Raw genomic sequence first — 26,434 nt, forward strand, 5'->3', positions numbered from 1 at the left:
GAAGCCGACTCGTGAGAGCGGTGCGCTCCGATCTGTGAAGATCCGTGAAGATCTGTGAAAGGGAAGCCGAATATGCCGCTAGACGCAAGAACCGTGCGGGCGCCGGGAACAGGACCGCGGGGATCGAGGCTGGGGCGGGTCGCCCTCAGCGTGTTCGTCGCTCTGGTCATGGCCCTGCTCACCACGACCGCCAGCGCGGACGCGAACAGGAGGATCCACGAGCCTTCGGAGGGTCCGGCGAGGTTCGCCCCCGGGTTCAACCACGGGAAGGTGGCTGTGGACGGCGGCACCCTCCACTACGTCCGCGGCGGGTCGGGCCCGGCCATCGTGCTCCTGCACGGCTGGCCGGAGACCTGGTTGATGTGGCGCAAGGTGATGCCGGACCTCGCCCGCAAGAACACCGTGATCGCCTTCGACCTGCCGGGGCTGGGGGACTCCAGCGTGCCGGGCGGCGGCTACGACAAGGTCACCACGGCGCGGCGGATCCACGAGGCCGTCAAGAAGCTGGGCTTCACGCGGGCGGCGCTCATCGGTCACGACCTCGGCGCCCTGGTCACCTACGCCTACGCGCGTGACTTCCCGGCCGAGGTGAGCCGGATCGCCGTGATCGAGACGCCGCTGGCCGGCTTCGGCCTTGAGGAGCTCTACGGAATAAGCTGGCACTTCCGGTTCAACATGTCCCCGGCACCGATCCCCGAGCGGATCATGGACAATGACGACGTCAGCACCTACCTCGGCATGATGTACGACTTCAGCTATCGTCCGGAGGCGATAGAGCGCGAGCCCTACTTCAGGGCCTACGCGGACCCGGCCAGGCGCACCGCGGGGTACGGGTACTACCGGGCGTTCGCCGCGGACGCGGAGAACAACAAGGCCAACGCGGCGAGGCGGCTGCCCATGCCGGTGCTGGCGATCGGCGGTCAGTACTCGTTCGGGCCCGGCGTCGCCGACTCGTTCCGCCAGGTCGCCGACGACGTCCGTACGGCCGTGGCGCCCGACGCCGGCCACTATGTTCCCGAGGAGAACCCGCGCTTCGTGAGCGACTGCGCGAGCCTCTTCCTCGGCCCCCCGACCGGCACGCCGCAGCGGCCTGAACTCGCCGGCTGCGCCCCGTAGCGCCGGAGCCGAGGGGACACCTGGCCGGTGACCGCGCCGGAGAATGGCTACTTGTCCGCTCAGCGAGCGAAAAGGGACTGCCGCCTCGGCTGCTGGCCGGGGCGGGGGTTGCGATACGGCGGAAGGACATCTCCATAGTGCCGTACTACGTGGGCATATAAGCTAGGGGCGAATATGCCCACGTAGTCGCTCGATCTGTCCGGATGCCGGTCCTCCGTAGGGTGGGCTGTCCTGTAACAACCCTGTCGTGAGGAGTCGGTGCATGCCGCGGGAAGGCGTCGGACCGGATTTCATCGAAGCACTGGCCCGGGGGTTGGAGGTCGTCACCGCCTTCCAGCCCCGCCGGCCGGTGATGTCGCTGACCCAGGTGGCCACGGCGACCGGTCTGGCCCGGCCGACCACCCGGCGGATCCTGCTCACCCTCCAGGAGCTGGGCTACGTGCGTTCGTGCGAGGGCGGGTTCGCGCTGACCCCCCGGGTGCTGGACCTGGGGGTGGCTTACGTGCGCTCGATGGGGTTGTGGGACGTCGCCCGCCCGCACCTGGAAAGGCTCGTCGCCCGCACCGGTGAGTCGTGCTCGATCGCCCAGCTCGACGGCTCCGACATCGTCTACGTGGCCCGGGTCGCGGTGCCCAAGATCGTGGGTCTGGCCGTGCAGATCGGCACCCGGTTTCCGGCGCAGGCGACCTCGCTGGGCAAGGTCTGCCTGGCCGCGCTGGCTCCCGAGGAGGTGGACCACGTGCTGGCCGAGCCGTCCCGCTCCGGAATCGAACCACGGCGGATCGGCCGCGAGGAGCTGGACGCCGAGCTGCGCGAGGTCCGCGCGCGCGGCTGGGCGTTCACCGACGAGCAGCTCGCGCCGGGCATCCGTTCGGTCGCCGCGCCGCTGCGTGACGGGTCCGGGCGCGTGATCGCCGGGATCAACGTCAACAGCCACGCCGCGGAGACCTCTCTGCAACGCCTCCTGGAGGAGCACCTTCCGCCGCTGCTCCAGACCGCCGGTGAGATCAGCGCGGACTTCGCCCGGCTGGAGACGGTGCCCCACGTGACCCGGACGACCGCGTCCTGACCGGCGGCCCGGGTCGTCCGGGCCACTCGGGCCACTCGGGAGTGGGGACGATCCGGACGGCCGCGTTCCGACCGGCGGTTCGGGTCTCGCCCAGGCGCCCGAGCCACCCGAACCACCCGAACCACCCGAACCACCCGAACCACCCGAACCACCCAGGTCGTTCGGGGAGTGAGGACGATCCGACGGGTCGTCCGGGCGGTTCGGGGAGTCGTTCAGGGGATGAGGACGATCCGGCCGGTCGCGGTGCCCTCGCGCTGGCGCCGCCACGCCTTCCCGGCATCTCGCAGGGGCATGCTCTCGTGGGCGACGGACAGGGTGCCGAGCATGGCCTGTTCGGCGATGAGCACGAGCGAGGCGGCGCGCCGCTCCGGGGTCAGCTCGTTGTTGGTGTAGCCGAGCAGGCGCAGTGACCTGCCGCGAAGGGTGGCCGAGTCGATCGGGCAGGTCTCCCCCGCCGAGCTGCCGAGGTTGACCAGCCTGCCGCCGGGACGCAGGGTGCGCGCGGCGGCAGCGGCCGGTACGCCGAACAGCGGGTCGAGCACCAGGTCGACCGGACCGTCGGCGACGGCGGCGAAGCGCGCCGCCAGTTCGGCGACGTCCTCGGTGTCGAGCGCGACGACGGCGTCGGCGCCGGCCCGCTCGGCCCGGTCCAGGGCGGCGGCGGACCGCGCGCCCGCGATCACCCTGCGGGCACCGGCGACGCGGGCGAGCTGGACGGCCGCCTGACCGACCACGCCACCGGCGCCGAGCACCAGGACCTGTTCCCCGGCGACCAGTTCGCCGCGCCAGGTCAGCGCCATGTGCGCGGCGATGGCCGACAGCCCCAGCGCGGCGATCACCACCGGGTCGACTCCGGCGGGAAGTCTCACCGCGTCGGCCTCCGGCACGCGGGCGACCTCGGCCATGCTCCCGTCCCCCGGCGCCATCCCCGCCGAGGTCGCGAACCACACCGGCTCGCCCCCGACGGTCCCGACCCCCTGCACGCCCGGCACGTACGGGGTCCGCGGTCTCCCGAAGTAGGACGTGCCGCCGGCGCACAGCAGGTCGAGCGGGGTGACGGGGGCGGCCGTGACCTTGATCAGCGTCTCGCCCGGGACGGCCTCGGGCGCGTCCCGCTCGACCACCGTCGGGGGACGGCCGGGTTCGTGGATCTCTACGGCGCGCACGGGCTCAGGTGGTGATGTCGGGATAGGGGAGCGCGAAGTGCGCGAGCCGTTCGGCGTATTGGCGCTGGAAACCGAGCGGCTCGTCGTGGTCGCGTTCGAACATCGCGATGAAGAGGGTGAGGGTGAGGAACGGATGGGCCCCGAGCTCGAACAGCCTGGTGTGGTCGTGCTCGGCGAGCGCGGCGCGTTCGGTGTCGTCGAAGGACAGCCAGGTGCTCGACTCGCCGTCGACGCAGTTGAGGATGCGGTTGGCCTGTTCTCTCTCCCACCACTCCACGGTGCCCCGGGGGTCCTCGCGGTAGCGCTCGACGAGTTCGGGGTCGCGGTCGACGGTGTAGAGGAACTTGTTCAGCAGGTACTTGCTCACCGGCCGGCTCCGTTCGGGTACCAGGTGAAGTAGGCCTCCATGGTGTGGAACAGGTCGTAGGTGTCGACGTAGTCGGCCTTCATGCCCTCGCCCGCGACGCCCATCATCAGCATGAAGTCCATGAAGCCGTGGGTGGCGTTGCCCGGGGCGTGCAGGCTGTCCAGCGTCACCTCCGACAGGCAGCCCTCGAGGTCACCGGTGGAGATCCACTCCACGGCGCGCCGGTCGAACTCCGGGTCGGGGCCGTGCGGGCCGAACTGCCGGGGCCCGCCCAGCTCCAGCGACAGGTGCCCGGTGCCGATGACGGCGACCCTCACGTCCTGCGGCCAGGACTCCACCAGCTCGCGGATCGTCTTCCCGAGCTGCACGAAGCGCTTGGGGCGCGGCAGCGGCGGGGCGAAGATGTTGGTGTAGATCGGCACGATCGGCAGGTCGTTCTGCGGGCGCAGCGTGATGATCGGGCACGTGATCGAGTGGTCGATCCGCAGCTCGTTGGAGAACGCCAGATCGAACCCCGCGTCCATGCCCTCGCGCAGCAGGTAGGCCGAGAGGTCCTCCCGGCCCCTGAGCAGCATGCGCGGCAGCCCGAACTCGCGTTCCTCGTTGTGGAAGTTGGCGTCGTAGAACGGCGCCTTGCCGATGAGGAACTGCGGCATGTTGTCCAGCCACAGCTGGTGGAAGTGGTCCGAGCCCACCATCACCAGCACGTCGGGGCGGGCCCTGGTCAGCGTCTCGCGGAACGCCTCGACCTTGCGCACCCACTCGTCAGCGAACTCCGGACGGTCCGCGCCCGTCGCGGTGCTCGCCCGGTAGTAGAACGGGTGGTGCGTGGACGCGACCACCGCGACCAGTTCGGCCATCGGATCTCCTTGTCAGACGGTCTGGGCGGGCGAGGTCAGGAGTGGTTTTCCGGGGTGTGGGGCACGGGCTCGACGGACCGGTTGTTGAGGTCCACCGAGAGGAAGATGTCGTTGCCGACCGGGTTGCGTATCTCCTCGGCGAGCTGTCCGATCAGCCCGGCGGTCCGGGCGAGCAGGGCGAACCCGCGCAGCAGCTCCAGCGGCAGGCCCAGGTCGGCCAGCGCGGCGCCGCACACCCCGGCCCCGTTCAGCGGCAGTGTCCGGCCCAGCACCCGCGGATGCACCCGGCCGATCGCGGCGAACAGCGACAGGTGCGGCCCGAAGAGCCCCTCCTCGGTGGCGATCTCCATCAACCGGGGGGTGCGCGGGTCGCCCTCCTTGTGGACGTGATGGCCCAGCCCGGGAACGAACTTCCCGGTAGCGCGCCGATCCTGGACGGTCTTCAGGGCGAGGGCGTCCCAGCCGTCGTCGCCGTCCGGCAGGTGGCCGTCCACCGAGGCCAGCACGTCGTGCAGGAAGCGGCCGGTGTCCTCGGTGACGCCCAGGAACCTCGACCCGCCGCCCAGCAGGCCCGCCGCGAGCGCGCCCTGCACCGAGTCGGGCGCCGACAGGTAGGTCAGGCGGGTGACGATCGCGGTCGGGGTGAAGCCGTGGTCGGCCAGCGCGGCCAGGACGGCCTCGAACACCCGCACCTCGCCGCGTCCGGGCCGCCGCTGGGTCGCCAGCCAGAACGCCAGCTCGCCGAATCCGACCTCGCCCATCACGTCCGCCGCCAGGTCGTGGCCGAGCAGGGTGATCTTCTTGAGGCTGGACGCGCCGAGCGCGGTCGGGTACTCGGGGCGGTCGATCCGCTCAGCCACGGTCCTCCTCCTTCGCGAGCCAGTCGCGCAGCTCGGCGCCGTGCTCGTCCAGTTCAGCCACGGTGCTCCTCCTTGGCGAGCCAGCCGCGCAGCTCGGCACCATCCGGGTCCGCGCAGATTCGCAGACCGGGACGGTGCTCGGCGGCATGCTTGTCCGGTTCAGTCATGGTCGTTCTCCTTCGCGAGCCAGTCGCGCAGCTCCGCGCCGTGCTCGTCCAGCTCGGGCGGCGGCAGCCGGTAGCCGGCCGGGGTCCGCGAGAACCTGATCGGATGCCGCGTCGTCGGCACCGCCCGATCGTCCTCGCCCACCTCCACGATCGGGTCCAGCCCGAAGCGCTCGGCCATCGCGAACCCGCCGTCGATGGTGTTGATCGGACCGCTGGGCACACCGGCCTTCACCAGCAGCTCGAACCACTCGACCGCGCCCCGCTCGGCCAGCCGCTCGACCAGGATCGGGCGCAACTCCTCACGGTGCTCGGTGCGGCCGGCGTTGCGGGCGAACCGCGGATCGTCGGCGATCTCCGGGATGCCCAGGACCTCGCACAGCCTGCGGAACTGGCCGTCGTTGGCGGCGGCGACGATCAGGTCGCTGTCGGCGGTCGGCAGCGGCTCGTACGGGAACACGCTGGGGTGCGCGTTGCCCATCCGGTAGGGCACCACCCCGCCCGCCACGTAGGCGGAGCTGTGGTTGACCAGCCCGGTCAGCGCCGACGAGAGCAGGTTCACCTCGACGTGTTGTCCCTGACCGGTCGCGTCCCGATGGCGCAGCGCCGCGAGGATGCCGATCACGGCGTGGTTGCCGGCCATCACGTCGAACACCGAGATCCCCGCGCGGTAGGGCGGCCCGTCCGGATCCCCGGTGAGGCTCATCAGGCCGGAGATGGCCTGCACCATCAGGTCGTACCCCGGCACGTGGCGTCCCTCGCCCGATCCGAAGCCGCTGATCGAGCCGTAGACCACGCCCGGGTTGGCCGCGCGGACGCTGTCGTAGTCGAGGCCGTACTTGGCCAGCCCGCCGGGCTTGAAGTTCTCCACCACCACGTCCGCCCTGCGGGCCAGCTCGCGGGCCAGCCCGGCGTCGGTCTCGTCGCGCAGGTTCAGCGCGATCGAACGCTTGCCGCGGTTGACGCCCAGGTAGTAGGTCGACACGTCGCCGCGGACCGGCGGTGTCCACGAGCGCGTCTCGTCGCCCCCCGGGCCCTCGACCTTCACCACCTGGGCGCCCAGGTCGGCCAGCAGCATGGTGGCGTACGGCCCGGCCAGCACCCGGGAGAAGTCCGCGACCAGCACTCCCGACAGCGGCCCGCCGGTGGTCTCGTCCGGCGACGCAGCGCTCACTGACATCCAACTCCCTCGCTGGTCCGCCCAATGGACATATGTCCGCTAACTAGATTCTGGCCAATTTACGACATCCGTCAAGCAAGCCGCACACGGAAAAGATCTGTTGACAGCCGCAGTGTGAGGTACGACAGTACGAACAAACATACTGACCGGGAGGCGGACAATCGTCCGATCGCCTGATCTGATCTTCGTGCGGTAGGGAGTTCCGGTGATGAGCGAACGGATTCGGTTCGAGCCAGGCCGGCCGGTGGTGCTGCGCGGCGGCACGGTGCTGCCGATGGACGACGGACGCCGGGTGCTCACCGACACCGACGTCCTGGTCGTCGGCGACCGGATCGCGGCCGTCGGGCCCGGGTTGCCCGTGCCCGAGGGCACCGCCGAGATCGACGCGACCGACGGCATCGTGATGCCCGGAATGATCGACACCCACCGGCACATGTGGCAGACCGCGATGCGCGGCTACGGCGCCGACTGGACCCTGACGCAGTACTTCATCTGGTACTACCTGGAACACGGCAGGCTCTTCCGGCCCGAGGACGTCCACGCGGGCAACGTGCTGGCCGCCGTCGAGGCCCTCGACGCCGGTGTCACGACCGTCGTCGACTGGTCCCACGGCCTCCAGACGGCCGACCACGCCGACGCCGCCGTGGACGCGCTGCGGTCGGTGCCCGGCCGGTTCGTCCTGGCGTACGGCAACATCCAGCAGGCGCCGGCCGAATGGACCGGAGCACCGGAATTCCGTGACTTCGTCCGGCGGCGGATCACCGGGGACGACATGCTCGGCTTCCAGCTCGCCTTCGACGTCACCGGCGACCCGTCCTTCCCGGAGAGGCCCGCCTTCGAGGTCGCCCGCGAACTCGGCGTCGCGGTCACCACCCACGCCGGCGTGTGGGGCGCCACCGGCGACGACGGCATCCGGCTCATGCACGACCACGGCTTCATGAGCGCCGAGACGGTGTACGTCCACGCCGCCTCGCTGTCCGCGGACTCCTACCACCGCATCGCGGCCACCGGTGGTTCCATCTCGATCTCCACCGAGAGCGAGCAGAGCGCGGGCCAGGGCTACCCGCCCACCTGGGCCATCCGGGCTCACGGCATCCCGGTGTCGCTGTCGATGGACACCAGCGTCTGGTGGAGCGGCGACCTCTTCTCCGCGATGCGCGCCACGCTCGGCGCCGACCGCTCCCGCGAGCACATGGAGGCCCACGCCAAGGGCGACACCGTCACGCACTGCGGCCTGCGCGCCGACCAGGTCGTCGACTGGGCCACCCGGGGCGGTGCGCGCGCCCTCGGCCGTGACGGTGAGCTCGGCGCCCTGGAGGCGGGCCGCAAGGCCGACATCGTCCTGATCAAGAACGAGCACTCACCGGTCTCGTTCCCGCTGCTCAACCCCTACGGCCACGTCGCGTTCCAGGCGCAGCGCGGCGACGTGCACACCGTCCTGGTCAACGGCCGCGTCGTCAAGCACGAGCACCGCCTGCTCGGCATCGACCTGGCAGCCGCCCGCCGGCAGGTCGAGCGGACCGTCGACCACCTGCGGACGACGATGGGAGAGGAGGCGTGGCGGCAGGGGATGAATCCCGACGTCCCCCAGACCACCCTCCTCGACAACCCCTATACCTACACCGACTACCACAGCGACTCGACCCACACCCGCCGGGAGTCCGAGTAGCGCCGGGGCGTCGGGGGAAGAAGGGAAGATCCGCGGATCCGGCTCGTTCGCTTCCGCGAGGGCTCGTTCGCTCCCGCGAAGGTTCGCTCCCGCGAAGGTTCGCTCCCACAAAGGTTCGTTCGCTCCCGCGAGGGCTCGCTCACTCCCGAGGAGGGAGGTCTCCTTCGACCGCGCCCGTACCTCTCTCGAGTCGTCCCCGTAGGCTTGCCCTGTCTGGGGCGGGGGGAGTGGGTTGTCGCAGGTTCCGGTATCTCGCCTGGCGCGGGGGATCGTCGTCGTGGTGCTCGCCGGGTTCACGGGCGTCTATCTCCTCGCGGGGTCGCTTCTCGCGATCGTGGCGTTCGGGCTCCAGCTCGTCTACGTGTTCCGCTCCCTGCGGCGGTTCAGGCGACCGTGGCTGCTGGCCGTACAGGCGGCGGTCGGCTACACGGCCACGCTCGGCTTCGGGGACTCCGTCGGACTCCTCGGTTTCCTGGGCGGGTCGCTGCTGCTGACCCCGGCATGGCCGCTGGCCCCGCTGGTGGCGATCAGCGCCGCCGTCATCGGTCCGGCGGATCCCGCGATCAGCATGGTGCTCATCGCGCTGCTGATCTACGGTCTCACCCGGCTCACCGAGCGGGTGGAGGAGGTGCACGCCGCCCGGCTGGCCCTGGCGATGGTGGCGGCGGACGAGGAGCGGCTGCGGATCGCCGCGGAGCTGAGCGACGGCATCGGCAGGGGGCTCGCCGCGATCGTCGGCGGCGTCCGGCTCGTCCTGGAGCGGCCGGAACGCACGGCCGAGGTGCTCGGTGAGGTCGTGGGCACCGCCCGTCGCTCCCTGGCCGACACCAGGAACGCCGCCGCGGGCTACCGGGCCACGTCCCTGGCGCCCGAGGTGACGACCGCCCGCGCGATGCTCGCGGCGGCGGGGATCACGGCGGAGGTGCGTGTCGGGCACAGCGAACCGCTCGGTCCCGCGGGCGCGCTGCTCGCGGCCGTGTTGCGGGAGGCGGTGACCGAGGTCCTCCGGCAGAACACCGCCAGGACGTGCGTGATCGAGACCACCGCGGCGGACGGTACGGTACGGCTGCGCGTCACCCACGACGGCGCCCGCACGGCCCAGGACGAGAGCCTGGCCGACCTGGTCCGGCAGGCAGGCCAGGCCGGCGGCGGTATTTCCACGAGCCTGTCCGCCGAAGGCCGGCTCACCGTCGAGGCCGTACTCCCCGGCACCCACGGGCCGGTGGAGGCCGTCGAGGACCCGGGCGCCTACAGGCTGTCCCTCGCGCTGCTGGCCGCCGTGCTGGCCGGGTTCTCGGTCAAGGCGCTGCTGCTCGTCCCCGGGAGCCTGGCGGTACCGGCGGCGGTCTGTCTCGCCGTGATCGTCGTCATGCAGATCCGTTCGATCACCGGGCGTCACCCGCGCGCGCTCGTGCTGATGGCGCTGCTCACCTACCTGCCGATTCCGGTGTTCGGCAAGGCGTGGCTGGGCATCGCCGGGTTCCTCGCCGGTCCGGTCCTGCTCGCGCTCCCGTGGGCGGTGGCCTGGCCGCTGGTCGGATGCGTGATGGCGAGCGTGGCGGTGAGCGCGGTGCTGCTCGGCCTGCCGTTCCCGCTGACGGTCAACTTCACCGCGAGCACACTCGTGACCGGGCTGGTCGTGTACGGGCTGGTCAGGCTCGCCCAGCTGGTGAAGGAGCTGCAGCAGGCCAGGCAGGCGCTGGCCCGTTCCGCCGTGGTCGAGGAACGTCTGCGCGCCGCTCGTGACCTGCACGACCTGCTCGGGCACAGCCTGGCCGCGATCTTGCTCAAGTGCGAGCTGGCCAGACGGCTGGATCCCGGGCGGGCCCGTGCCGAGCTGGAGGACGTGCTGGCGATGGCCGAGAAGGCGGAGACGGACCTGCGGGTCGTCTCCGGCGAACGGCAGGCGATGTCGCTGGCCGTCGAGGCCGAGTCGGCACGGTCGGTGCTGGTCGCCGCGGGCATCGAGGTGGAGCTCGTCCTCGCGCACGAGGCGCACGAGGGGCACGAGGGGCTTCCCGCCGAGGTGGAGAACGCGCTGGGCACGGTGCTCAGGGAGGCGGTGACCAACGTGCTCAGGCACAGCGCGGCCCGGCACTGCGCGATCACGACGGTGGCGGAGGAAGGCGTGGTGTCGCTCCGGGTGCGCAACGACGGCGTGGGCCCGGCCGGGGGACGGCCGGGTTCGGCCGGAATCGGCAACCTGACCACCCGCCTGGCGGCCCTGGACGGACGGCTCGGCACGGCTCGCGAGGACGGCTGGTTCGAGCTGACGGCCCAGGCGCCGGTCGCCCGCCGGCCGAGCCCCCTGCCGACCGGCTAGATCCAGCCCGCCTCGGTGGCGATGCGGACGGCGTCGGTGCGGTTGCGGGCGTTGAGCTTGGCGACGATGGCGGTCAGGTAGTTGCGCACCGTCCCCGCGCCGAGGAAGAGCCGGGCCGCGATCTCGGCCGCGTCGGCGCCGCCCGCCGCCAGGCGCAGCACGTCGGCCTCCCGGGAGGTCAGTGGATTGTCGGACAGGTCCCAGGCGGTGACCGCGAGCGAGGGGTCGAGCACCCGCTCTCCCGACATGACCTTGCGGATCGCCGCGACCAGGTCCTCGGGCGGCGCGGTCTTCAGCAGGAACCCGTCCACCCCCGCCCCGAGCGCGCGGCGCAGGTGGCCCGGCTTGCCATGCCCGGTCAGCATGAGCGTGCGGCACGACGGCAGCTTCACGCGTAGTTCGGCGGCGGCTGCCAGGCCGTCGAGCGTGCCGGGCATGTCGATGTCGAGCACCGCGACATCCGGACGGTGGACCAGGGCCGAGGGGACGGCGGCGTCGCCCGACTCGACCGCGGCCACGATCTCCAGGTCCGGTTCGAGGCTGAGCAGCGCGACCAGGGCGCCCCTGATGACGTGCTGGTCCTCGGCTAGAAGCACACGAATCACAGAGATATGTCTATCAGTGTCCAGATCGGGACGAGGTCATGGCGTATGGGTGATCGCCTCCCTGGCCTGTTCCGCGCCTGGTCAGCAGGGTAGAAGCCATGACAGATGTGGTGCGGTTGGACGCGGTGAGCAAGGTGTACGGGAAGGGCCAGGGCGCGGTCGCGGCCCTTCGCGAGGTATCGGCAGGCATTCCCCGGGGGAGTTTCACCGCGGTGATGGGCCCTTCCGGGTCGGGCAAGAGCACGTTCCTGCACTGCGCGGCGGGGCTGGACGTGCCGTCCTCGGGTTCGGTACGGCTCGGTGGCACCGAACTGGCGGGGATGAACGAGACAGCGCTGACCGAGCTGCGCAGGCAGCGGGTCGGCTTCGTGTTCCAGGCGTTCAACCTGGTCTCGGCGCTCACCGTGATCGAGAACATCACGCTGCCGCTGCGGTTGGCGGGCGCGAAGGTGGACAGGGCGTGGCTGAACGAGGTCGTGTCCAGGGTGGGCCTGGAGGGGCGGACGAGCCACCGGCCCGCGCAGCTGTCCGGTGGACAGCAGCAGCGGGTGGCCATCGCCAGGGCACTGGTCACCAGGCCCGAGGTCGTGTTCGGCGACGAGCCGACCGGCGCGCTGGACACGATGACCGCCCGCGACGTGCTGACGCTGCTGCGGGAGGTCGTGGACGGGATGGGGCAGACGGTGGTGATGGTCACCCACGACCCGGTGGCCGCCTCCTACGCCGACACGGTGCTGTTCCTGGCCGACGGCAGGATCGTGGACATCGTGAAGGCTCCCACCGCGGAGCGGGTCGCCGAGCGGATGACCAGGCTGGGAGCGTGGGTGTGATGATCTCCTTGACGATGAGGACGCTCCGGCATCGCAAGGCCGCCTTCGCGGGGGCTTTCGTCGCCCTGCTCTGCGCCGCCGCGCTGGTCTGCGCCTGCGGCATGCTGCTGGAGACGGGGCTGCGCGCGAGCATCACCCCCGAGCGCTACGCGGGCACCCCGGTGATCGTCACCGGTGACCAGTTCGCCCGCCAGACGACCCGCGAGCCGAAGGGGAAGGTCAAGACCAAGGCCAAGCCGCTGTCCGAGCGGGCCTGGGTCTCCGCGTCCCTGGCCGAGCGGCTGCGCCAGGTTCCCGGCGTCTCGCGTGTGGTCACCGAGGTGACCTTCCCCGCCTACGTCGCGGGCCGCCGGTTCCAGGGGCACGGCTGGGAGTCGGCGGCGCTCACCCCGTTCACGTTGCGCTCGGGACGCGAGCCGAGAGCGGTGGGAGAGGTGGTCGTGGAGGCCGCGTCGGGGTTCTCCGTGGGCGCCCGCGTGCCCGTGCGGACGGTGGCGGGGAGCAGGACCTATCTGGTGACCGGCGTCACCGCGCAGAACCTGCCCAGCCAGGACACGTTGTTCTTCGCCACAGCCGAGTCCCGGCGTCTGGCCGGCCGGCCGGGGCAGGTCAGCGCGATCGGCGTCTTCCCCGAGGTGGACGTGTCCGCGGCGCTGAAGGACGCGGCGCTGAAGGACGCGGCACCGACGGGCGCGGCACCGACGGGCGCGGCGCCTGCGGACGCCGTACGGAAGGGCGCGGCGGCCGCCGACGGACGTGGGGCGGCGCCGGATGTCAGGGCGCTCGCCTACACGGGGGACGAACGCGGCACCGTGGAGTTCCTGGACGCCGAGGAGTCGCGGGTGAGGCTGATCAGCCTTGGCGGCGCGATCGGCGGGACCTCGCTGCTGGTGGCGGTCCTCGTCGTCGTCGGCACGTTCGCGCTGTCCATCCAGCAGCGCCAGCGGGAGATCGCCCTCCTCAGGGCCGTCGCGGCCACTCCCCGTCAGGTGCGCGCGATGCTCGGCGGCGAGGCCGTGCTGATCAGCGTGGTGGCCGGAGTCCTCGGCTCGGCGGCCGGCGTCGGCTTGGGATTCTGGTTGCGGTCCAGGTTCGTCGCGCTGGGCGCGATGCCGGAGAACCTGCGGCTGGTGGTGAGTCCGATTCCCATGTTCGCCGCGCTGCTGACCACCATGGTGGCTGCGTGGGCGGCGGCTCGCCTCTCGGCCCGCCGCGCCGTGAGGATCCGCCCGGTGGAGGCGCTCGGCGAGGCGGAGCTGCCGGCCGCGCGCATGCCCCGGGGCAGGATGGTCGCCGGTCTGCTGTGCACCGCGGTCGGCGTCGCGCTGACGCTGTTGCTGTCGGCCCTGTCGACCGAGGCGGCCTCCGGCCCGGTCACCATGCTCACCGCGCTGGTGTGGACGATCGCCGTCGCGCTGCTCGGCCCGGTGATCGCCCGTACGGCGACGGCCCTGCTCGGGGTGCCGCTACGCGCGTCCCGGGTGGGCGGATACCTGGCCGCGGCCAACCTGAGGGCCGGATCCAAGCGGCTGGCCTCGGTCATCACGCCGCTCAGCCTGATGGTGGCGATGACCTGCACGATCCTGTTCGTACAGACCACCATGGGGCACGCGGCCCAGGAACAGGCGACGGCGGGCACCCGGGCGGAGCACATCCTCGGCCCGCACGTTCCCTCCAGCACGGCGGCGGCCGTGCGCGAGGTCCCGGGTGTCGAGGCGGTCACCGAGGTGTTGCGCACCTCGGTGCGGGTGGGCCTGGACAAGTACGGCGCGCAGGCCGTGACCGCCGACGGGCTCGCCAATACCATGGACCTGGGTGTGGTCGCGGGGAAGCTCGACGATCTCGACAACGGCTCCGTCGCGGTCAGCCGGACGGCGGCCGAGCGGCTCGGCGTCTCGGTGGGCGCGAAGATCCGCCTGACACTCGGCGACGGCACCCCCGCCGAACTCCGCGTCATCGCGCTCTACAATCGCGGGCTGGGATTCGGCGAACTCACGCTCTCCCACGCGCTGGTGGCCGGGCACGTGGACGACCCGCTCGGGACCGTGCTGGTCGCGGCCCCCTCGCTGACCCGGGCGGACCTGGAACGGGCCGTGCCGGACGCCGGCGTGCTGGACCGGGCCCAGGCCGCCGAGGCGGGCGCGGCCAACGCCGAGGTGAACTACGTGGCGATGGGGCTGATCATCGCGTTCACCGCCATCGCCGTGGTCAACACCCTGGCCATGTCCACCTCGGCGAGGTCGCGGGAGCTCGCGCTGCTGCGCCTGGTCGGCACCACGCGGCGGCAGGCGCTGCGGATGCTCAGGCTGGAGACCCTGACCGCGGTCGCGGTCGCGGTGACCATCGGGACGGCGATCGCGCTGATCACCCTGTCGGCGTTCAGCACGGGCATGACCGGCTCGGCCGTGCCGTACGTCCCGCCGCTCACCTACCTCGCGGTGATCTCCGTCGCGGCCGCCCTCGCCCTGGTCGCCACGGCGCTGCCCGCCCGGCTCGCCCTCAGCCGGCGTCCGGTCGAGGCGATCGGCGCGCGCGAGTAGCGGGGGGTCGAACATCTCCGGCCACACATCTGAGAGAAGGCTCCTGAACAGGCGTTACGCCGTCAGGAGCCCTCTTGGTTTCTTGGTCGTCCGAGCTTCTCTCCGACAGGATCGAGCCGGTGACCAGACTCACGGATGCTGACTTATCTCGATTTTTCGCTCTTTGTAAGCATCTCTAGGACTTTGTCGAGCCGGACCTTTCTGTTCTCCGGTGTGAGCGCCTGGAGCAACGGCAGGATCACCAGGTAACGACCGGTCTTGTCGAGCGCCTCGAACGCCTTCTTGGCCTCCGGGTTCGTGTCGAGCGCCGTCGCGAGATCGGGGGGCACCGTCGCCGTCTTCTGCGACTCGTAGGCCACCGCCCACCGCCCGTCCTCCTGCGCCTTGCGCACCTCGGCCAGCCCGGGTTCGCGCATCCGCCCCTCGGCCGTCAGCATCGCGACCTTGTCCACGTTCACCTGCGACCACAGGCTCCTGGGCCGGCGCGGCACGTACTTCTGCAGGTAGTACCGCTCGTCGAGAGACAGCCGCTGCCCGGAGATCCAGCCGTAACACAGCCCGACGTCGACCAGCTCGTCGGAGGTGACCGTCGGAATGCCGGTCTTCTTCTTGGCCAGCTTGATCCACAACCCCTCGTGGCGCGTGTGGTGCTCGGCGAGCCAGCTCTCGAACGCCTCGGCGTCCACGAAGGTGATGATCTCCACTCCGTCGCGCTCATCCATATGGATCAGGCTATCGGCCGGTCGGCGCCGACGATCAGACGCGCGGTCCGAGGAACAGGCCGCCACTCGCGTCGATGACCTGACCGGTGATCCAGCGCGCCGCGTCGGAGGCGAGGAACGTGACTACGTCGGCGACGTCGTCGGGCCCGCCCAGGCGATCGAGCGCCGTCGTTCCGGCGATGAATTCGGCCAGGCCCGGCACTTCGAAGGCCGATCCGTTGGTCGCCGTCCGGGTGGCGCCTGGAGCGACCGCGTTCACCGTGATTCCTCGGACTCCGAGCTCGTTGGCCAAGGTCATGCTCATCGTCTCGACCGCGCCCTTCGTCATGGCGAAGGACGTCTGGGTGGGGTTGGCCATCCGGGTCGCCACGGACGAGATCGTGACGATGCGGCCACCGTCGCGGAGCAGTGGCAATGCCCGCTGGATGATGAAGTACGGCGCTCGCACGTTCACCGCGAAGAGGTGGTCGAACTCCGTCCGCGTCGTGGTTCCGAGCGGGCCGGCGGGCGCGGCCGCCGCGTTGTTGACGAGGATGTCGAGTGGCCGTCCGGCCAGGCCGGCCTCGACTCCCGCGAAGAGGGTCTCGACGTCGTCATCCACGCCCAGCTCCGCCCCGACGGCGAGCGCGGTTCCACCGGTGCGCTCGATCTCGTCGACCGTCGCCGTCGCACCGTCCTTGTCCGTGCCGTAATGCACGATGACCACCGCCCCCTTCGCCGCCAGCCGGGTCGCGATCGCCTGCCCGATGCCGCGCGATGCTCCGGTCACGAGGGCCGTCTTGCCGGTCAGATCACTCATGCCAACCACCTCAATCTGTTAGTAGCTACCAATCTGGTAGTTACTACCGCTCCGGTATGGTCTATCACATGTCCAACCAGCACACAACATTGCGAGCGCGACGACGAGCCGAGACGCAGCGCATGATCCAGGCGCACGCGGTACGGCTGTTCACCGAGCGCGGATACGACGCCACGACCGTGACCGACGTCGCCGAAGCCGCGGGCGTGTCGCCCATGACCGTGTATCGGCACTTCCCCACGAAGGAAGACCTCGTGCTCGTCGACCAGCACGGCCGGCTCGTCGCCGAGCGGATCATCGAGTCGTCCGCCGCGCAGCCCCTGGTCCGCCGCATCGGCAGCGCGCTCGTCGCCTCGGCCGCGATGTTGACCGGTGGCGGCCACGGAGACGACCTGACGGCGAATGAGCGGTTCCTGCTCGCCCGCCTCCGGCTCATGATCTCGACGCCGGCCTTACGGGCCAAGCACCTGGACAACCACTACGCCCTTCAGCGGGCGATCGTCGACGCCCTGGGAGACGATGCCACCGATCCCGACGCGGCGTTTCACGCCCAGGTGGCGGCCAGCGCCTGCCTGGCCGCCATGCACACGGCATTGGTGCGCTGGGCCGAGGACGACGGGCGGACCGAGCTGCCCGACGTGATCGCGAAGGCGCTCGCTGCCGCCTTCGGCGATGACTTCGCCGAACCCGCCGGCGGCGTCGACACCTCGGATCACTCCTCGCCCTGAAAACCTGCCGTCAACTTGACGCTGGACAATGTCGGCGAAGTAACGTGGATCATGTGCTGATCGTCGTCGCGGGATCGACCGGTCTTATCGGCAGAACAGTGGTTTCCGAGCTTCGCGAATCAGGTCACGAGGTGCGCAGGCTCGTCCGGCGCGAACCGGCGGCGGAGGACGAACACCGGTGGGATCCCCCGTCCGGCACGATCTCGCGGGACGCATTCGACGGCGTCGACGCCGTGAGTTCGCCGCTTGGCTGGAGGCGAACCACCGGACCGCCGAGGAGGTCTGGGTCGCCCTGCCGAAGAGGGGAACGGAGGTGCCGTCGGTCACCAGGTCCCAGGCCCTGGACGTTGCCCTGTGCTACGGCTGGATCGACGGCAAGGCGTTCTCGGGAAACGTGCCGGACGGCTGGTGGGCGCAGCGCTTCTCACCGCGCAGGGCCCGCAGCTCATGGTCGAAGATCAATTTTGCCAAGGTCGAGAAGCTCATCGCCGTCGGCCGGATGCGGTCGGCCGGGCTCGAACAGATCGAACTGGCCAAGGCCGACGGACGCTGGGCCGCAGCCTACGCCTCCCCGAGTACGGCGGAGGTTCCCCCCGATCTGCGGGCGGCGCTCGACGCCTCTCCCGCCGCGGCGACCGCGTACGCCGCCTTCAGCTACCAGATCCTGCTCACCATCCAGAAGGCGAAGAAGGCCGAGACACGGGCGCGCAGGATCGCCGGCTACATCGAACGTCTCGAAGCCGGGGAACCGCCCCACGGCCCCCGAAGAAAGCCCTGACACCTTTCACTCACCCGGGAACGGCTGAGCGCCTGGCCGATCACCGGACCTCGGCCTCGGTCCGGGCCCGGTCGAGGATCTCGTCCACGGTCTGCTCCGGGGCCTGGTCGGAGGTGTCGAGCCAGAGCCCGAGGCGGGGTGTCGTGGTACGCAGGCCGTTGTCGAGAAGGTCGATGGTCCACCGGTCGTAGGCGTCCTTGCCCCGCCCCGCCTCGCGGGCGGCGACGGCCTCGGGGCGCGGGGCGAGCACCACGACGAACAGCGGCCGTCGCCGGATCAACTCGGTCATCTCGGCGAGGTGGTCACCGAGGATGACATCCTGGGCGACCACCGTGAACCCGTTCTCGGCGTACTCGTCGCAGGTGGCCGCCGTCAGCCGATACCGCAGCCGCAGTTGCCGCACCGCTTCGGCGGACGGGTTGGGCGTCATGTCGGCCCGGCCATTGACCACCATGCGGCGAAACAGATCGCCCCGGATGTGCACCGAGCGCGGCAGCCGCTCGGCCAGCATCTGCGCGACGGTCGACTTCCCGGCGGCCTGAATCCCGGTGACGAGCACGACGGCCTGCGGGGGTAATGGAGTCATGGGCGTCCTTTGTCGCGCGGCGGCTTCGGATGGCCTCGTAGGCCTGCGGGTGCGTTCGCCGTGCGAGTCGGATCAGAAGTCGCCGTTGCGGACGCTCGCGAGGAAGTCGCGCCAGGCCCTCGGGGTGAAGGTCAGCGCGGGACCGGACGGGTCCTTGCTGTCACGAACGGCGACGATACCCGGAAGGTTCGTCGCCACCTCGACGCAGGCGTCCCCGCTGTTGCTGTAGCTGGACTTGCGGAAGTCGGCGCCGTGCAGGTCCGGGGACATGGCTACTCCTTCATGGCCGCGGCGATCATCGCTTGCGATGCGTCAGGGGCGAGCGCTGCATTACAAATGCGCTCAAAAGACACTTTATAACGCGTTACGTGCTCCGGGTTCTCGACGTATACGTCCCCAGCCGTCCCCGCTACGTAGGCGACGTCGTCAGCCGGGTCGGTGTACTCAAGAAGGATGAACGAGCCGTCCATGCCCGCGTGGACACCGACTCCGAAGGGCAACACCTGGATGGTCACGTTGGGCCGACGAGCTGCGATGGTCAGAGCCCGCAACTGCTCGCGCATCACTTCTGGCCCGCCGATCGGGCGGTGAAGCACCGCTTCGTCCAGCACGGCATGCAGCCTAGGCGGGTTCGGTCGCCCGAGTAGCGTCTTTCGCGCCATCCTGGCCATCACCCGGCGATACACCTGCTCGGCGTCACCGTTGCCGAGCCCAGTGCTTATGATCTCTCGGGCATAGTCCTCGGTCTGAAGCAGGCCGGGAACGAGTTGGACGCCCCACTCCTTGATGAGTGACGCCTCATCCTCCAGTCCGACGTACGATCCGGCGAACACATCGCTGTAGGCGGTCCACCAGCCGCGGCGAGTGCCGTCTCGCACCAGTTGGAAAAGCGCGGTCCGCACAGACTCGGCGACCTTGTAGACGTCGCAGATCTCGGCCACGTCCTGTTCCGTAGCCTTGGCCACGCCCGTCTCCAGCCGGTTGAGCCTGCTCTTCGACCAGGAGAGGTGTTGGGCAGCCTCGGTGGTCGTCCAGCCCGCGGCATCCCTAAGGCTACGGATCTCCCGGGCCAGCCGGCGTTGGCGGACGGTGTTCTGCATGGGGACAGTTTGCCCCACGGCGATTCCCTCTCCCGTTTCACGCTGTGCCATCTTGGGATAACCTATTGTGATCATGGGATTTCCCATCCACTATAGGGATGTCTCACTAAGAGTGGTGTGGTCACCAAGAAGCCATCGATCCCAGCCGCTGTTCCCCCGTGAACGCGAACGGACCCGCCCGGCGCTTGCGACGTCCGGACGGGCCCTTGATCAGGAAGTGAGTCCCGATCCGTGAACAACCCTAGCGTTCCGGTTCTTGACCGGACCGTGGCGAGCGGCTGCGGCTGTTTCGCCGACAGTGCGCCGATGCCGATGGGCTGCGCCGTCTGCGGGCACGCGCCATACGCGCACGGCTGCCCAGGCCACTTCGCCGATCACGAGTACGCGCAGCCGCCGGGTGAGTTGATCGCCGCGCGTCTGGAGACCCGGCGCCGTACCGGCCCCGGTCATCTGCCCGGGTTCGAGCCGCCCGCCGCCGTGGCCCCCGCCGAGGTGATCCCGCTGGTGCCCGCCCAGCGGCGTGCCGAGCCGACCCCCGTTCCCGACGCGCCGACGCCGCTACCCCGGCGGATGTCTCGGTCCTTCCGGCCCCGGGGATCGCGGACCGCTCCCACCGCGCCGCCCCGGCGCGACGACCGTCGACGCCCCGCCGGTGGTATGCACCCGGTCGCCTGCGGTCCTGACGAGGTCAAGGCCGCTCCGCCGACGCCCCGGCCGCCCGAGCCGTACGGCGCGGACCAGATTCTTCTTCCCCATCTCATAAGGCGGACCCGTCCGACGCTGCACACGTCCGGACGGGTCCTAGAGCGGACTGTGGAGGTCCGATCCATGGAAGATGCTAGATCTACTACGCCCAAACCGGCCATTCCCGGCTGGCGGGTGATTCTCAGCGACAGGGGACGGTTGTGGGCCTCCCGTGTCCTGCCGTTCACCGACGCCGAGTCGGACGCGGGCGCGGATCGTACGGTCGACGCCGACACCCTCGACGATCTGCGGGCAGAGGTCGATCGGCACGAGGCGATCGCCCGGGAGGCGGCCGGACGGGTGACGCGGGTGACATCGTGATCGGGCGCCGATCCCGCGCCTCCGGGCGGTGCCGCGACGGCCTGGCCCTCGTTCCCGTCCCCCACCGCTCACATCATCCGTACCGGAGCGTGCCGGGATGATCGCCATGAGAGCGGCCCAGGTCGCCGTCATCGTGAGCGCACCCGAGGAGCGCCGGCGCGCCGCGCTTGAGCGGACCTTCCCCGAGTGGCACATCGTCCACGATCCCCTTCTGCGCCGCTGGACCGCCCTTCGGCGTCGGCCGCTCACCGACCGGGAGGTGAGGGCGGGCATCAGGTACATGATCATTCGAGCTTCACCCGAGAGGCTGGTCACGGTACTGGTCCGTCAGGTGCAGATCGCGCTCAGTCTGAGCGCCGGTCACACGCCTGGCACCTGAGACGGCGCGGCGGCACGAGAGCGTCCTTCTCCCGAGCCGCCGCGTCACCTCGGCGGAGCCAGGTCCGGCGGCTCGCGGGAGGTCACGCCGCGCGTACGGCGATCTCGGGGTAGTCGAGCACGAGGCCGGACTCGTCGTAGACCAGGCGGCACGCGAAGTCGAAGACCAGGGCGCTGTAGTCGTAGCGCTGCCGGGAGCCCTCGTCGGCGATGCGGACGTAGTCCTGCTCAAGCCGTTCGACGGCGAGATCGGTGGCGCGTACGTAGGCGGCGGGGGCGGGCGACCGATCACCGACGCGCAGGCCCATCCGATGCACGGGGAAGGCGTTGGTCATCGCCGAGGACTCCAGGTCGACGTCCAGGCAGCCGTCCAGGTGGGGGGCCGGGGTGCCGTCGACGCGCCAGTGGCCCACGCCGTCGGCCTCCAGCAGGATGTGCCGTAACCCCGAGGCCGAACGCCCCGTGATCCGCGCGCTTCGCGTGGTCCAGGAGGCGTCCAGTTCGATGGCGTAGCCGACGATCCAGGTCTCGCCCTCCTCGACCGCCGTCGTGCACCCCTCGACGCGCAGGCCGTCGTCCGCAGGCTGGAAGTAGGCCACCTCGAAGCCGTCCCGCGCGTCGAGATGCCGCCAGGCGGCGGTTCCCGGTGGTGTTGTGAAAGTCATGGCCCGATTCTCCCCGTCGGCATGAGCAACCGGGCGTCACATGCGGGCCGCCGCCACTAAACGGTCTCCCAGGGAACGGAGTCCCATGCCTTCCCCAGCATCGTGAACGCCGCTGCGGGGTTCGCGAACGACACGTCGTCCAGACTGGCCAACGGCTGTGCCGGACACCAGGAGTAGCTGGCGAACGCCGCCTGGTAGTGGGCAAGATCCTGCGCGACCACCGGCCTGGTCCGTGTCCGCACTCCGATGCGGTGAAGGCCCATCGTCAGCAGCTGTTCGGTCACGCCTGGCAGCTTCGGCGCCTGTGGCCAGGTAACGGTTTCACCGTCCCAAAGCCCGAGGTTCCAGATGGAACCCTCGAGGATGAGCCCGTCCGGCCCGGTGAAGACGGCATCATCGAAGCCTTGGGACCTGGCGGCGCGGCGAGCCCTGATGAGTCCCATGGTCGCGGCGTGTTTCAGGTGTGCTGATTCCCGAAGGTACGGGATGGAGCACACGTTCCATGGTGTCTGACGTGTTTCAGGAACCGGATCGCTCAGCGACACCATGACGGCGAGATCAACGTCTGGGGTCGGGACAGAGATGTCGCCTGACCTGGCGAAGACGGAAATCCGTGCGGACACGTCACCCGGCACATGGTCCAAAGCCCGTCGCAGAAGCGAGCGTATGCGGTCGGCTCCTGGCGTCGCCATGAAAAGTTCCTTCGACGCGTCGTCGAGCCTGCGCAGATGCAGGTCCAACCCCCGAACCCGGTTCTCTCGCACCTGCATCGAGGTGAAGTGTCCGTAGTTGACGACCGCTACGCGGTGCAGGTCAGCTATCGAGGGAGCAGCACCGTTGATCTCCACGTACAACATCCCCGCAGGGTATGCCAACAACCGATGCGGGACGCTCGAGCCGGTCGACACGGCGATGGCCACGGTCGCAGCCGAAGCCTTCTGCTCGCGGAAGGATGGGCGGCGCCGCCGCGCCCAGGCCGCTACCGACCTGGATAACTTCGGCGTGTATCTCTCGCTGCCCGTCGCCGCCTGGGCGCAAAGCGAATAGGAGGCCTGCACGATCGTGGTCGGCCGCTCCACGGGTGGCGGCGTACCAGCCGAAAGTCATATGTGAGTGATGTCGGCGACACGCCGCGACAGGACCCGCCACAGCGGACACCTGCTGCTTAACCTGCAGAAACAGACGTACACCATCAGTGTGGACGTGACCATGTGACCCAGGCTGGAGTCCGAAGGCGGCGCACGTTCTTCGACCGTGACCGTGCGGGTCGAGACAACGAAGTCGCGACAACGAAGGGGAAGTCATGACCGGCACCTCACCGCACGTCACCTCGCTGGCGGCGGCGCCACCCGCGTTCGAGAGCGAGCTCGGATCGGTCACCCTGGTCGACGCCGGCGCGCTGCCCATTCTCAGCGGGCTGTCGATCAAGCACGTGGTCCTCGAACCCGGTGCGATCCGCGAGCCGCAGTGGAACGTCAACGCCAACCAGCTCGGCTACTGCCTTTCCGGCACGGTCCTGGTGTCGATCCTCGGAAACCTCGACGTCTTCTCCTCGTTCATTGTCACCGCAGGTCAGATGTACCACGTCGAGTCGGGCGCGCTTTACCATCTCGAGAACATCGGTGACGACCGCGCCGAGTTCGTTCTCGCGCTGCGCGACGAACGCCCCCAGCACTTCTCTCTGCACGACAGTTTCAGCGCCATGACCGACGCGGTCCTCGGTAACACCTACGACCTGCCCGCCTCGGCGTTCGCCGCCCTCGACCGGTCTCCGGCCCAGCAGATCGTCCGCCGTACCGGCGCCGCCGACGTCCCGTCCACGGCCGGACTGCCCAACGCCCACCTGTTCGACATCGAAGGCCAGCACCCGCCGCTGTCCTACGCCTACGGCGACGCCCGCCTCGCCCGTAAGCAGTACTGGGCCGCTTTGGAGGACATCTCCATGTACTCGCTGCGCGTCAGGGAGAGCGGGATGCGCGAACCGCACTGGCATCCCGTCACCGGCGAGATGGGATACGTCGAGAAGGGGCACGCCCGCATGCGTGTTCTGGACCCCGACGGCACCCTCGACGAGTACGTGCTCGGCCCCGGTGACGTGTACTTCGTGCCACGCGCCTTTCCGCACCACATCGAGGTCCTCGGCGAGGACGAAATCCACTTCCTCATCTTCTTCGACCAGGCCATGCCCGCCGACATCGGCTACCGGGCCAGCGCGTCGGCGTTCTCCCGCGAGGTTCTCGCCGCGAGCTTCGGCATGCCCGAGCGCGATCTCCCCCGGTTCCCCTTCACGCCGGTCGACCCGCTCTTCGTCGCCCGGGTCAACCCCCGCGACCCGGTTCGCTGAGGACGCCGCCTGGCCTCACCCGGCCGCGTTCCGCCCGGCTTCGGTTCCGCGACCGGTGGCCTGGACACCACGGGCGAAGCCTTCACCTCCGAGGACTACCGGCGAATCCACCGCACCTGGATCGGGTCGTGACGGCCACACCGGCCGCCAGAGGTGATCGAGGCCGCGGTCGCCGTCCTCCGGGTCACGGGCCAAGGAGTGCCCAGGAACCGATGACCATCGCCTAAAGTCGGGCGAATGGCCCCGATCCCCTCGCGGCTGGCCTGGCTGGACGCCCTGCGGGGACCGGCCGCGCTGGCCGTCGCGCTGCACCACGCCGGCTGGAACTTCATGCCGGGCGTCTGGGCCGAGGTAGACCGCAGGATCGACGTCGGCACCTGGGGCGTCTTCGTGTTCTTCCTGGTCAGCGGCTACATCATCCCCGCCTCCCTGGAACGGCGCGGTGACCTGCGGGCCTTCTGGATCGGCCGGGCCCTCCGCCTGCTCCCCCTGCTGCTCGCCGCGCTCGGCCTGGCCCTCCTTCTCGCGTACGCCGGGGCGTTCGTCCTCCACCCGGGCCTGAGCGCGCGCCCCCTTCCCCTGGTCGTCTTCGGGAACGTGACGATGCTGCAGGAGTTGCTCGGCGTGCCCGCCGTCATCGACGTGATGTGGACGCTCTCGTACGAGATGGCGTTCTACCTGCTGGCGGTCGGGCTGTTCGCCACGGGACGGGCGCACCGGTCGGCCGCGACCGCGATCGTTCTGGCGTTGTCGGCCGTCCTGCTGGGTCTCCTGCTGCCGGGCCCGGTCATCGGTGGCCGCGCCGACCTGGTCGCGGCGCTTCTCGGGGTCGCGGTGGTCGCGGTCGTCGTGGTGTCGGCGCGGGCGGGGGGCGGGGCGCGTACGGTCGCCGCGGTGGCGGGCGGGCTCCTCGGCCTCGTGCTGGTGATCCTGGGCAGCCGGATCGGCGCGTGGCAGGGGCTGATCATCCTGGCCATGATGTTCGCCGGTACGGCCGTGTACCGCGCCGAGCGGGGGACCATCCGGTGGCGCACCGCCGTCGCCACCGTGCTGACGGTCCTGGCCTGCGGAGTCCTCGCCAAGGACGATCCCGGGTGGGCGCCGGCGATCCTGCTGGCCGCGGCCTTCTTCGCGGCCGGGTTCGCGTTGCGGCGCAGGTCGTTCCCCCGGTGGCTCGCCCACCTCGGGGTGATCAGTTTCTCCCTCTATCTGCTGCACCCGCTCCTGCTGCGGGTGAGCCCGAACCTTCCGCTGTTCTTCCTCACCCTGGTGCCGCTTTGCTACCTGACCCACCGCCTGCTCGAGGCCCCCGCTCAACGTCTCGGCAGGCGGCTGGCCAGGTCTTCCACCGGGGAGTCCGCGAGGGAGCCCACCGGGGAGCCCGCGCCGGGCGGATCCTAGGACCCGCCCGGCTATGCGGGTCAGGGGGCCGCGTACTGCTCCGCGTAGGCGGCGGACGGCTCGGTCGGGGTGATCACGTCGATGAGCACACCGTCGGGCGCGGCCACGATGAAGTGCCGCTGCCCGAACTCCTCGGTGCGCAGCGTCAGTTCCACCGGGAGTCCCGCCTGCAGTACGAGCCTGTCGTGCTCGGCGTCGACGTCGGCCACCTCGAAGTTGAGGATCAGCCCCCGTACCGCCGAGCGGTATTTCTCCGGGACCGTCGGATGGTCGCTGTCGACGAGCGCCAGCTCGTAGTGCGGCGGCTCCGGCCGTCGCAGGCTCACGTACCAGTCCGCCTCGAACGTGGTCTCGAAGCCGAAGAACCGCCGGTAGAAGTCGTGGGACTCGGCGATCCGATCGGTGCAGACGACCGGGTAGAAGCTCGTGAGGGTCATGCTCTCTCCCTTCGGCGAATTCACATACCGTCGGTATGTGAAGCTAACATACCATCGGTACGCCAACAAAGGGAGGCCGCGGTGAACCGGGCACGGCAACGGCTGGAGACCAGGCGGGCGCTGGTGACCGAGGCCAGGACACTGTTCGCGCGGCACGGGTACGCCGCGGTGAGCCTGGCGCAGATCGTCGGGGCCGCGGCCGTCACGAAGGGCGCGCTCTACCACCACTTCGAGAGCAAGGCCGCCCTCTTCCACGTGGTCGTCGAGCAGGTGCAGCAGGAGGTCGGCGAGCGGGTCGCCGCGGCGGCGGACGCGTACGACGACCCCTGGGAGCAACTGGTCGCGGGATGCCGGGCCTTCCTCGCGGTGAGCCGCGACCCCGACGTGCAGCGGATCATGCTCATCGACGGCCCCGCGGTGGTCGGCTGGAACGAGTGGCGGGCCATGGACGAGGCGTCCTCGGCGCGGCACCTCGCCGAGGCGCTCGGCACGCTGATCGAGGCGGGGGTCGTCGCCCGCCAGCCCGTGGAGCCGCTGGCCCACCTCCTGTCCGGCGCGATGAACGAGGCGGCCCTGTGGCTGGCCCGCTCGACGGATCCCGACGACCTCCCCGCCGTCACCGAGGCGCTGTCGCGCATCCTGGAGTCCCTGCGCGACCACCGGTAGGCGACCGGGCCGCTCC

General features: G+C 70.3%; 28 protein-coding genes and 1 pseudogene. 15 read left to right on the plus strand and 14 right to left on the minus strand.

Translation table 11 applies throughout. From position 1 onward, the window contains the following. Positions 1-72: 72 nt before the first annotated feature. Together OG587_RS08850 and OG587_RS08855 are read left to right on the plus strand one after the other, a co-directional pair. Positions 73-1,116, plus strand: a complete 1,044-nt coding sequence (locus OG587_RS08850) for an alpha/beta fold hydrolase (RefSeq protein ID WP_329088572.1) — start codon at positions 73-75, stop codon at positions 1,114-1,116. Positions 1,117-1,378: 262 nt separating this feature from the next. Beyond that, a complete protein-coding gene (locus OG587_RS08855) occupies positions 1,379-2,185 on the plus strand; it encodes an IclR family transcriptional regulator domain-containing protein (RefSeq protein WP_329088574.1) in 807 nt (268 codons plus the stop codon). Positions 2,186-2,397: 212 nt separating this feature from the next. Here the strand turns inward: OG587_RS08855 and OG587_RS08860 are convergent, their stop codons facing one another. The 5 genes from OG587_RS08860 to OG587_RS08880 form a co-directional block, all read right to left on the minus strand. Then, positions 2,398-3,351 (minus strand): quinone oxidoreductase family protein, encoded by a 954-nt coding sequence (locus OG587_RS08860; protein ID WP_329088575.1) that lies wholly within the window; start codon positions 3,349-3,351, stop codon positions 2,398-2,400. A gap of 4 nt (positions 3,352-3,355) precedes the next feature. Further along, a complete protein-coding gene (locus OG587_RS08865) occupies positions 3,356-3,718 on the minus strand; it encodes a hypothetical protein (RefSeq protein ID WP_329088576.1) in 363 nt (120 codons plus the stop codon). Continuing rightward, a complete protein-coding gene (locus tag OG587_RS08870; RefSeq protein WP_329088578.1) occupies positions 3,715-4,578 on the minus strand; it encodes an extradiol ring-cleavage dioxygenase in 864 nt (287 codons plus the stop codon). The genes OG587_RS08865 and OG587_RS08870 overlap by 4 nt, the downstream gene beginning before the upstream one ends. 35 nt (positions 4,579-4,613) lie before the next feature. Continuing rightward, entirely contained in the window at positions 4,614-5,438 is an 825-nt protein-coding gene (locus tag OG587_RS08875) for a citryl-CoA lyase (protein ID WP_329088580.1), read from the minus strand. Between the two features lie 159 nt (positions 5,439-5,597). Beyond that, positions 5,598-6,782 carry a CaiB/BaiF CoA transferase family protein gene (locus OG587_RS08880; protein WP_329088582.1) on the minus strand — a complete coding sequence of 395 codons (1,185 nt, stop codon included), beginning with the start codon at positions 6,780-6,782 and terminating at the stop codon, positions 5,598-5,600. Positions 6,783-6,990: 208 nt separating this feature from the next. Here OG587_RS08880 and OG587_RS08885 point away from each other — a divergent pair, with 208 nt between their 5' ends. Continuing rightward, complete coding sequence (locus OG587_RS08885) at positions 6,991-8,451, plus strand: amidohydrolase family protein (protein WP_329088583.1); 1,461 nt, start codon at positions 6,991-6,993, stop codon at positions 8,449-8,451. 232 nt (positions 8,452-8,683) lie between these two features. After that, on the plus strand, positions 8,684-10,774 hold the full coding sequence (locus OG587_RS08890) for a sensor histidine kinase (protein ID WP_329088585.1): 2,091 nt from the start codon (positions 8,684-8,686) through the stop codon (positions 10,772-10,774). Here the strand turns inward: OG587_RS08890 and OG587_RS08895 are convergent. Further along, a complete protein-coding gene (locus OG587_RS08895; protein ID WP_329088586.1) occupies positions 10,771-11,379 on the minus strand; it encodes a response regulator transcription factor in 609 nt (202 codons plus the stop codon). The genes OG587_RS08890 and OG587_RS08895 overlap by 4 nt on opposite strands. A 98-nt stretch (positions 11,380-11,477) precedes the next feature. On the opposite strand from OG587_RS08895, the gene OG587_RS08900 reads away from it, so the two are divergent. Together OG587_RS08900 and OG587_RS08905 are read left to right on the plus strand one after the other, a co-directional pair. After that, positions 11,478-12,209: an ABC transporter ATP-binding protein gene (locus tag OG587_RS08900; protein ID WP_329088587.1), complete on the plus strand. Its 732-nt coding sequence runs from the start codon at positions 11,478-11,480 to the stop codon at positions 12,207-12,209. Then, positions 12,209-14,749, plus strand: a complete 2,541-nt coding sequence (locus tag OG587_RS08905; RefSeq protein ID WP_329088590.1) for an ABC transporter permease — start codon at positions 12,209-12,211, stop codon at positions 14,747-14,749. Before OG587_RS08900 ends, OG587_RS08905 begins: the two co-directional genes overlap by 1 nt. A gap of 143 nt (positions 14,750-14,892) precedes the next feature. On the opposite strand, the gene OG587_RS08910 is transcribed toward OG587_RS08905, so the two are convergent. Then, the gene (locus OG587_RS08910) at positions 14,893-15,471 is read right to left on the minus strand and encodes a YdeI/OmpD-associated family protein (protein ID WP_329088592.1); all 579 of its coding nucleotides are present in this window, start codon (positions 15,469-15,471) and stop codon (positions 14,893-14,895) included. A gap of 34 nt (positions 15,472-15,505) precedes the next feature. Then, positions 15,506-16,270: an SDR family oxidoreductase gene (locus OG587_RS08915; RefSeq protein ID WP_329088593.1), complete on the minus strand. Its 765-nt coding sequence runs from the start codon at positions 16,268-16,270 to the stop codon at positions 15,506-15,508. Positions 16,271-16,338: 68 nt separating this feature from the next. On the opposite strand from OG587_RS08915, the gene OG587_RS08920 reads away from it, so the two are divergent. The 3 genes and pseudogenes from OG587_RS08920 (at position 16,339) to OG587_RS08930 (ending at position 17,776) form a co-directional block, all read left to right on the plus strand. Continuing rightward, positions 16,339-16,998, plus strand: a complete 660-nt coding sequence (locus tag OG587_RS08920) for a TetR/AcrR family transcriptional regulator (protein WP_329088595.1) — start codon at positions 16,339-16,341, stop codon at positions 16,996-16,998. 53 nt (positions 16,999-17,051) lie between these two features. Beyond that, positions 17,052-17,153: pseudogene (locus OG587_RS08925) on the plus strand (NAD-dependent epimerase/dehydratase family protein); the annotation flags it as partial. 23 nt (positions 17,154-17,176) lie between these two features. Next, a complete protein-coding gene (locus OG587_RS08930; RefSeq protein WP_329088597.1) occupies positions 17,177-17,776 on the plus strand; it encodes a YdeI/OmpD-associated family protein in 600 nt (199 codons plus the stop codon). A gap of 40 nt (positions 17,777-17,816) precedes the next feature. Here the strand turns inward: OG587_RS08930 and OG587_RS08935 are convergent, their stop codons facing one another. The 3 genes from OG587_RS08935 to OG587_RS08945 form a co-directional block, all read right to left on the minus strand. After that, a complete protein-coding gene (locus OG587_RS08935; protein ID WP_329088599.1) occupies positions 17,817-18,362 on the minus strand; it encodes an AAA family ATPase in 546 nt (181 codons plus the stop codon). Positions 18,363-18,434: 72 nt separating this feature from the next. Beyond that, positions 18,435-18,632, minus strand: coding sequence for a DUF397 domain-containing protein (locus OG587_RS08940; RefSeq protein WP_329088601.1), 198 nt, complete (start codon positions 18,630-18,632; stop codon positions 18,435-18,437). Between the two features lie 2 nt (positions 18,633-18,634). Continuing rightward, entirely contained in the window at positions 18,635-19,462 is an 828-nt protein-coding gene (locus OG587_RS08945; RefSeq protein WP_329088604.1) for a helix-turn-helix domain-containing protein, read from the minus strand. Between the two features lie 231 nt (positions 19,463-19,693). On the opposite strand from OG587_RS08945, the gene OG587_RS08950 reads away from it, so the two are divergent. Continuing rightward, positions 19,694-20,527: a hypothetical protein gene (locus OG587_RS08950; RefSeq protein WP_329088605.1), complete on the plus strand. Its 834-nt coding sequence runs from the start codon at positions 19,694-19,696 to the stop codon at positions 20,525-20,527. A gap of 97 nt (positions 20,528-20,624) precedes the next feature. Next, positions 20,625-20,906, plus strand: coding sequence for a hypothetical protein (locus tag OG587_RS08955; protein WP_329088608.1), 282 nt, complete (start codon positions 20,625-20,627; stop codon positions 20,904-20,906). Positions 20,907-20,988: 82 nt separating this feature from the next. On the opposite strand, the gene OG587_RS08960 is transcribed toward OG587_RS08955, so the two are convergent. Both OG587_RS08960 and OG587_RS08965 read right to left on the minus strand, forming a co-directional pair. After that, positions 20,989-21,570 carry a putative glycolipid-binding domain-containing protein gene (locus OG587_RS08960; RefSeq protein ID WP_329088609.1) on the minus strand — a complete coding sequence of 194 codons (582 nt, stop codon included), beginning with the start codon at positions 21,568-21,570 and terminating at the stop codon, positions 20,989-20,991. A gap of 56 nt (positions 21,571-21,626) precedes the next feature. After that, a complete protein-coding gene (locus OG587_RS08965; protein WP_329088611.1) occupies positions 21,627-22,427 on the minus strand; it encodes an aminotransferase class IV in 801 nt (266 codons plus the stop codon). On the opposite strand from OG587_RS08965, the gene OG587_RS08970 reads away from it, so the two are divergent. The 3 genes from OG587_RS08970 (at position 22,408) to OG587_RS08980 (ending at position 25,315) form a co-directional block, all read left to right on the plus strand. Continuing rightward, positions 22,408-22,617 carry a hypothetical protein gene (locus tag OG587_RS08970; protein ID WP_329088613.1) on the plus strand — a complete coding sequence of 70 codons (210 nt, stop codon included), beginning with the start codon at positions 22,408-22,410 and terminating at the stop codon, positions 22,615-22,617. The genes OG587_RS08965 and OG587_RS08970 overlap by 20 nt on opposite strands. Before the next feature lie 256 nt (positions 22,618-22,873). Continuing rightward, a complete protein-coding gene (locus tag OG587_RS08975) occupies positions 22,874-23,914 on the plus strand; it encodes a cupin domain-containing protein (protein WP_329088615.1) in 1,041 nt (346 codons plus the stop codon). A gap of 237 nt (positions 23,915-24,151) precedes the next feature. Next, on the plus strand, positions 24,152-25,315 hold the full coding sequence (locus OG587_RS08980; RefSeq protein ID WP_329088616.1) for an acyltransferase family protein: 1,164 nt from the start codon (positions 24,152-24,154) through the stop codon (positions 25,313-25,315). A 20-nt stretch (positions 25,316-25,335) separates the two neighbouring features. Here OG587_RS08980 and OG587_RS08985 read toward each other — a convergent pair whose 3' ends face one another. Next, positions 25,336-25,752 (minus strand): VOC family protein, encoded by a 417-nt coding sequence (locus OG587_RS08985; protein ID WP_329088617.1) that lies wholly within the window; start codon positions 25,750-25,752, stop codon positions 25,336-25,338. An 81-nt stretch (positions 25,753-25,833) separates the two neighbouring features. On the opposite strand from OG587_RS08985, the gene OG587_RS08990 reads away from it, so the two are divergent. Next, the gene (locus OG587_RS08990) at positions 25,834-26,418 is read left to right on the plus strand and encodes a TetR/AcrR family transcriptional regulator (RefSeq protein WP_329088618.1); all 585 of its coding nucleotides are present in this window, start codon (positions 25,834-25,836) and stop codon (positions 26,416-26,418) included. Positions 26,419-26,434 lie beyond the last annotated feature (16 nt).

It is taken from the genome of Streptosporangium sp. NBC_01469 (genome assembly GCF_036227305.1).
Classification (GTDB): Bacteria; Actinomycetota; Actinomycetes; order Streptosporangiales; family Streptosporangiaceae; genus Streptosporangium.

Coding starts and splice junctions, on each gene's coding strand:
- OG587_RS08985 (WP_329088617.1), bottom strand. CDS start 25,752: ATGACCCTCACGAGCTTCTACCCGGTCGTCTGCACCGATCGGATCGCC.
- OG587_RS08980 (WP_329088616.1), top strand. CDS start 24,152: ATGGCCCCGATCCCCTCGCGGCTGGCCTGGCTGGACGCCCTGCGGGGA.
- OG587_RS08920 (WP_329088595.1), top strand. CDS start 16,339: ATGTCCAACCAGCACACAACATTGCGAGCGCGACGACGAGCCGAGACG.
- OG587_RS08965 (WP_329088611.1), bottom strand. CDS start 22,427: ATGTTGTACGTGGAGATCAACGGTGCTGCTCCCTCGATAGCTGACCTG.
- OG587_RS08885 (WP_329088583.1), top strand. CDS start 6,991: ATGAGCGAACGGATTCGGTTCGAGCCAGGCCGGCCGGTGGTGCTGCGC.
- OG587_RS08870 (WP_329088578.1), bottom strand. CDS start 4,578: ATGGCCGAACTGGTCGCGGTGGTCGCGTCCACGCACCACCCGTTCTAC.
- OG587_RS08900 (WP_329088587.1), top strand. CDS start 11,478: ATGACAGATGTGGTGCGGTTGGACGCGGTGAGCAAGGTGTACGGGAAG.
- OG587_RS08855 (WP_329088574.1), top strand. CDS start 1,379: ATGCCGCGGGAAGGCGTCGGACCGGATTTCATCGAAGCACTGGCCCGG.
- OG587_RS08850 (WP_329088572.1), top strand. CDS start 73: ATGCCGCTAGACGCAAGAACCGTGCGGGCGCCGGGAACAGGACCGCGG.
- OG587_RS08915 (WP_329088593.1), bottom strand. CDS start 16,270: ATGAGTGATCTGACCGGCAAGACGGCCCTCGTGACCGGAGCATCGCGC.
- OG587_RS08910 (WP_329088592.1), bottom strand. CDS start 15,471: ATGGATGAGCGCGACGGAGTGGAGATCATCACCTTCGTGGACGCCGAG.
- OG587_RS08945 (WP_329088604.1), bottom strand. CDS start 19,462: ATGCAGAACACCGTCCGCCAACGCCGGCTGGCCCGGGAGATCCGTAGC.
- OG587_RS08960 (WP_329088609.1), bottom strand. CDS start 21,570: ATGACTTTCACAACACCACCGGGAACCGCCGCCTGGCGGCATCTCGAC.
- OG587_RS08955 (WP_329088608.1), top strand. CDS start 20,625: ATGATCGCCATGAGAGCGGCCCAGGTCGCCGTCATCGTGAGCGCACCC.
- OG587_RS08940 (WP_329088601.1), bottom strand. CDS start 18,632: ATGTCCCCGGACCTGCACGGCGCCGACTTCCGCAAGTCCAGCTACAGC.
- OG587_RS08880 (WP_329088582.1), bottom strand. CDS start 6,782: ATGTCAGTGAGCGCTGCGTCGCCGGACGAGACCACCGGCGGGCCGCTG.
- OG587_RS08935 (WP_329088599.1), bottom strand. CDS start 18,362: ATGACTCCATTACCCCCGCAGGCCGTCGTGCTCGTCACCGGGATTCAG.
- OG587_RS08905 (WP_329088590.1), top strand. CDS start 12,209: ATGATCTCCTTGACGATGAGGACGCTCCGGCATCGCAAGGCCGCCTTC.
- OG587_RS08975 (WP_329088615.1), top strand. CDS start 22,874: ATGACCGGCACCTCACCGCACGTCACCTCGCTGGCGGCGGCGCCACCC.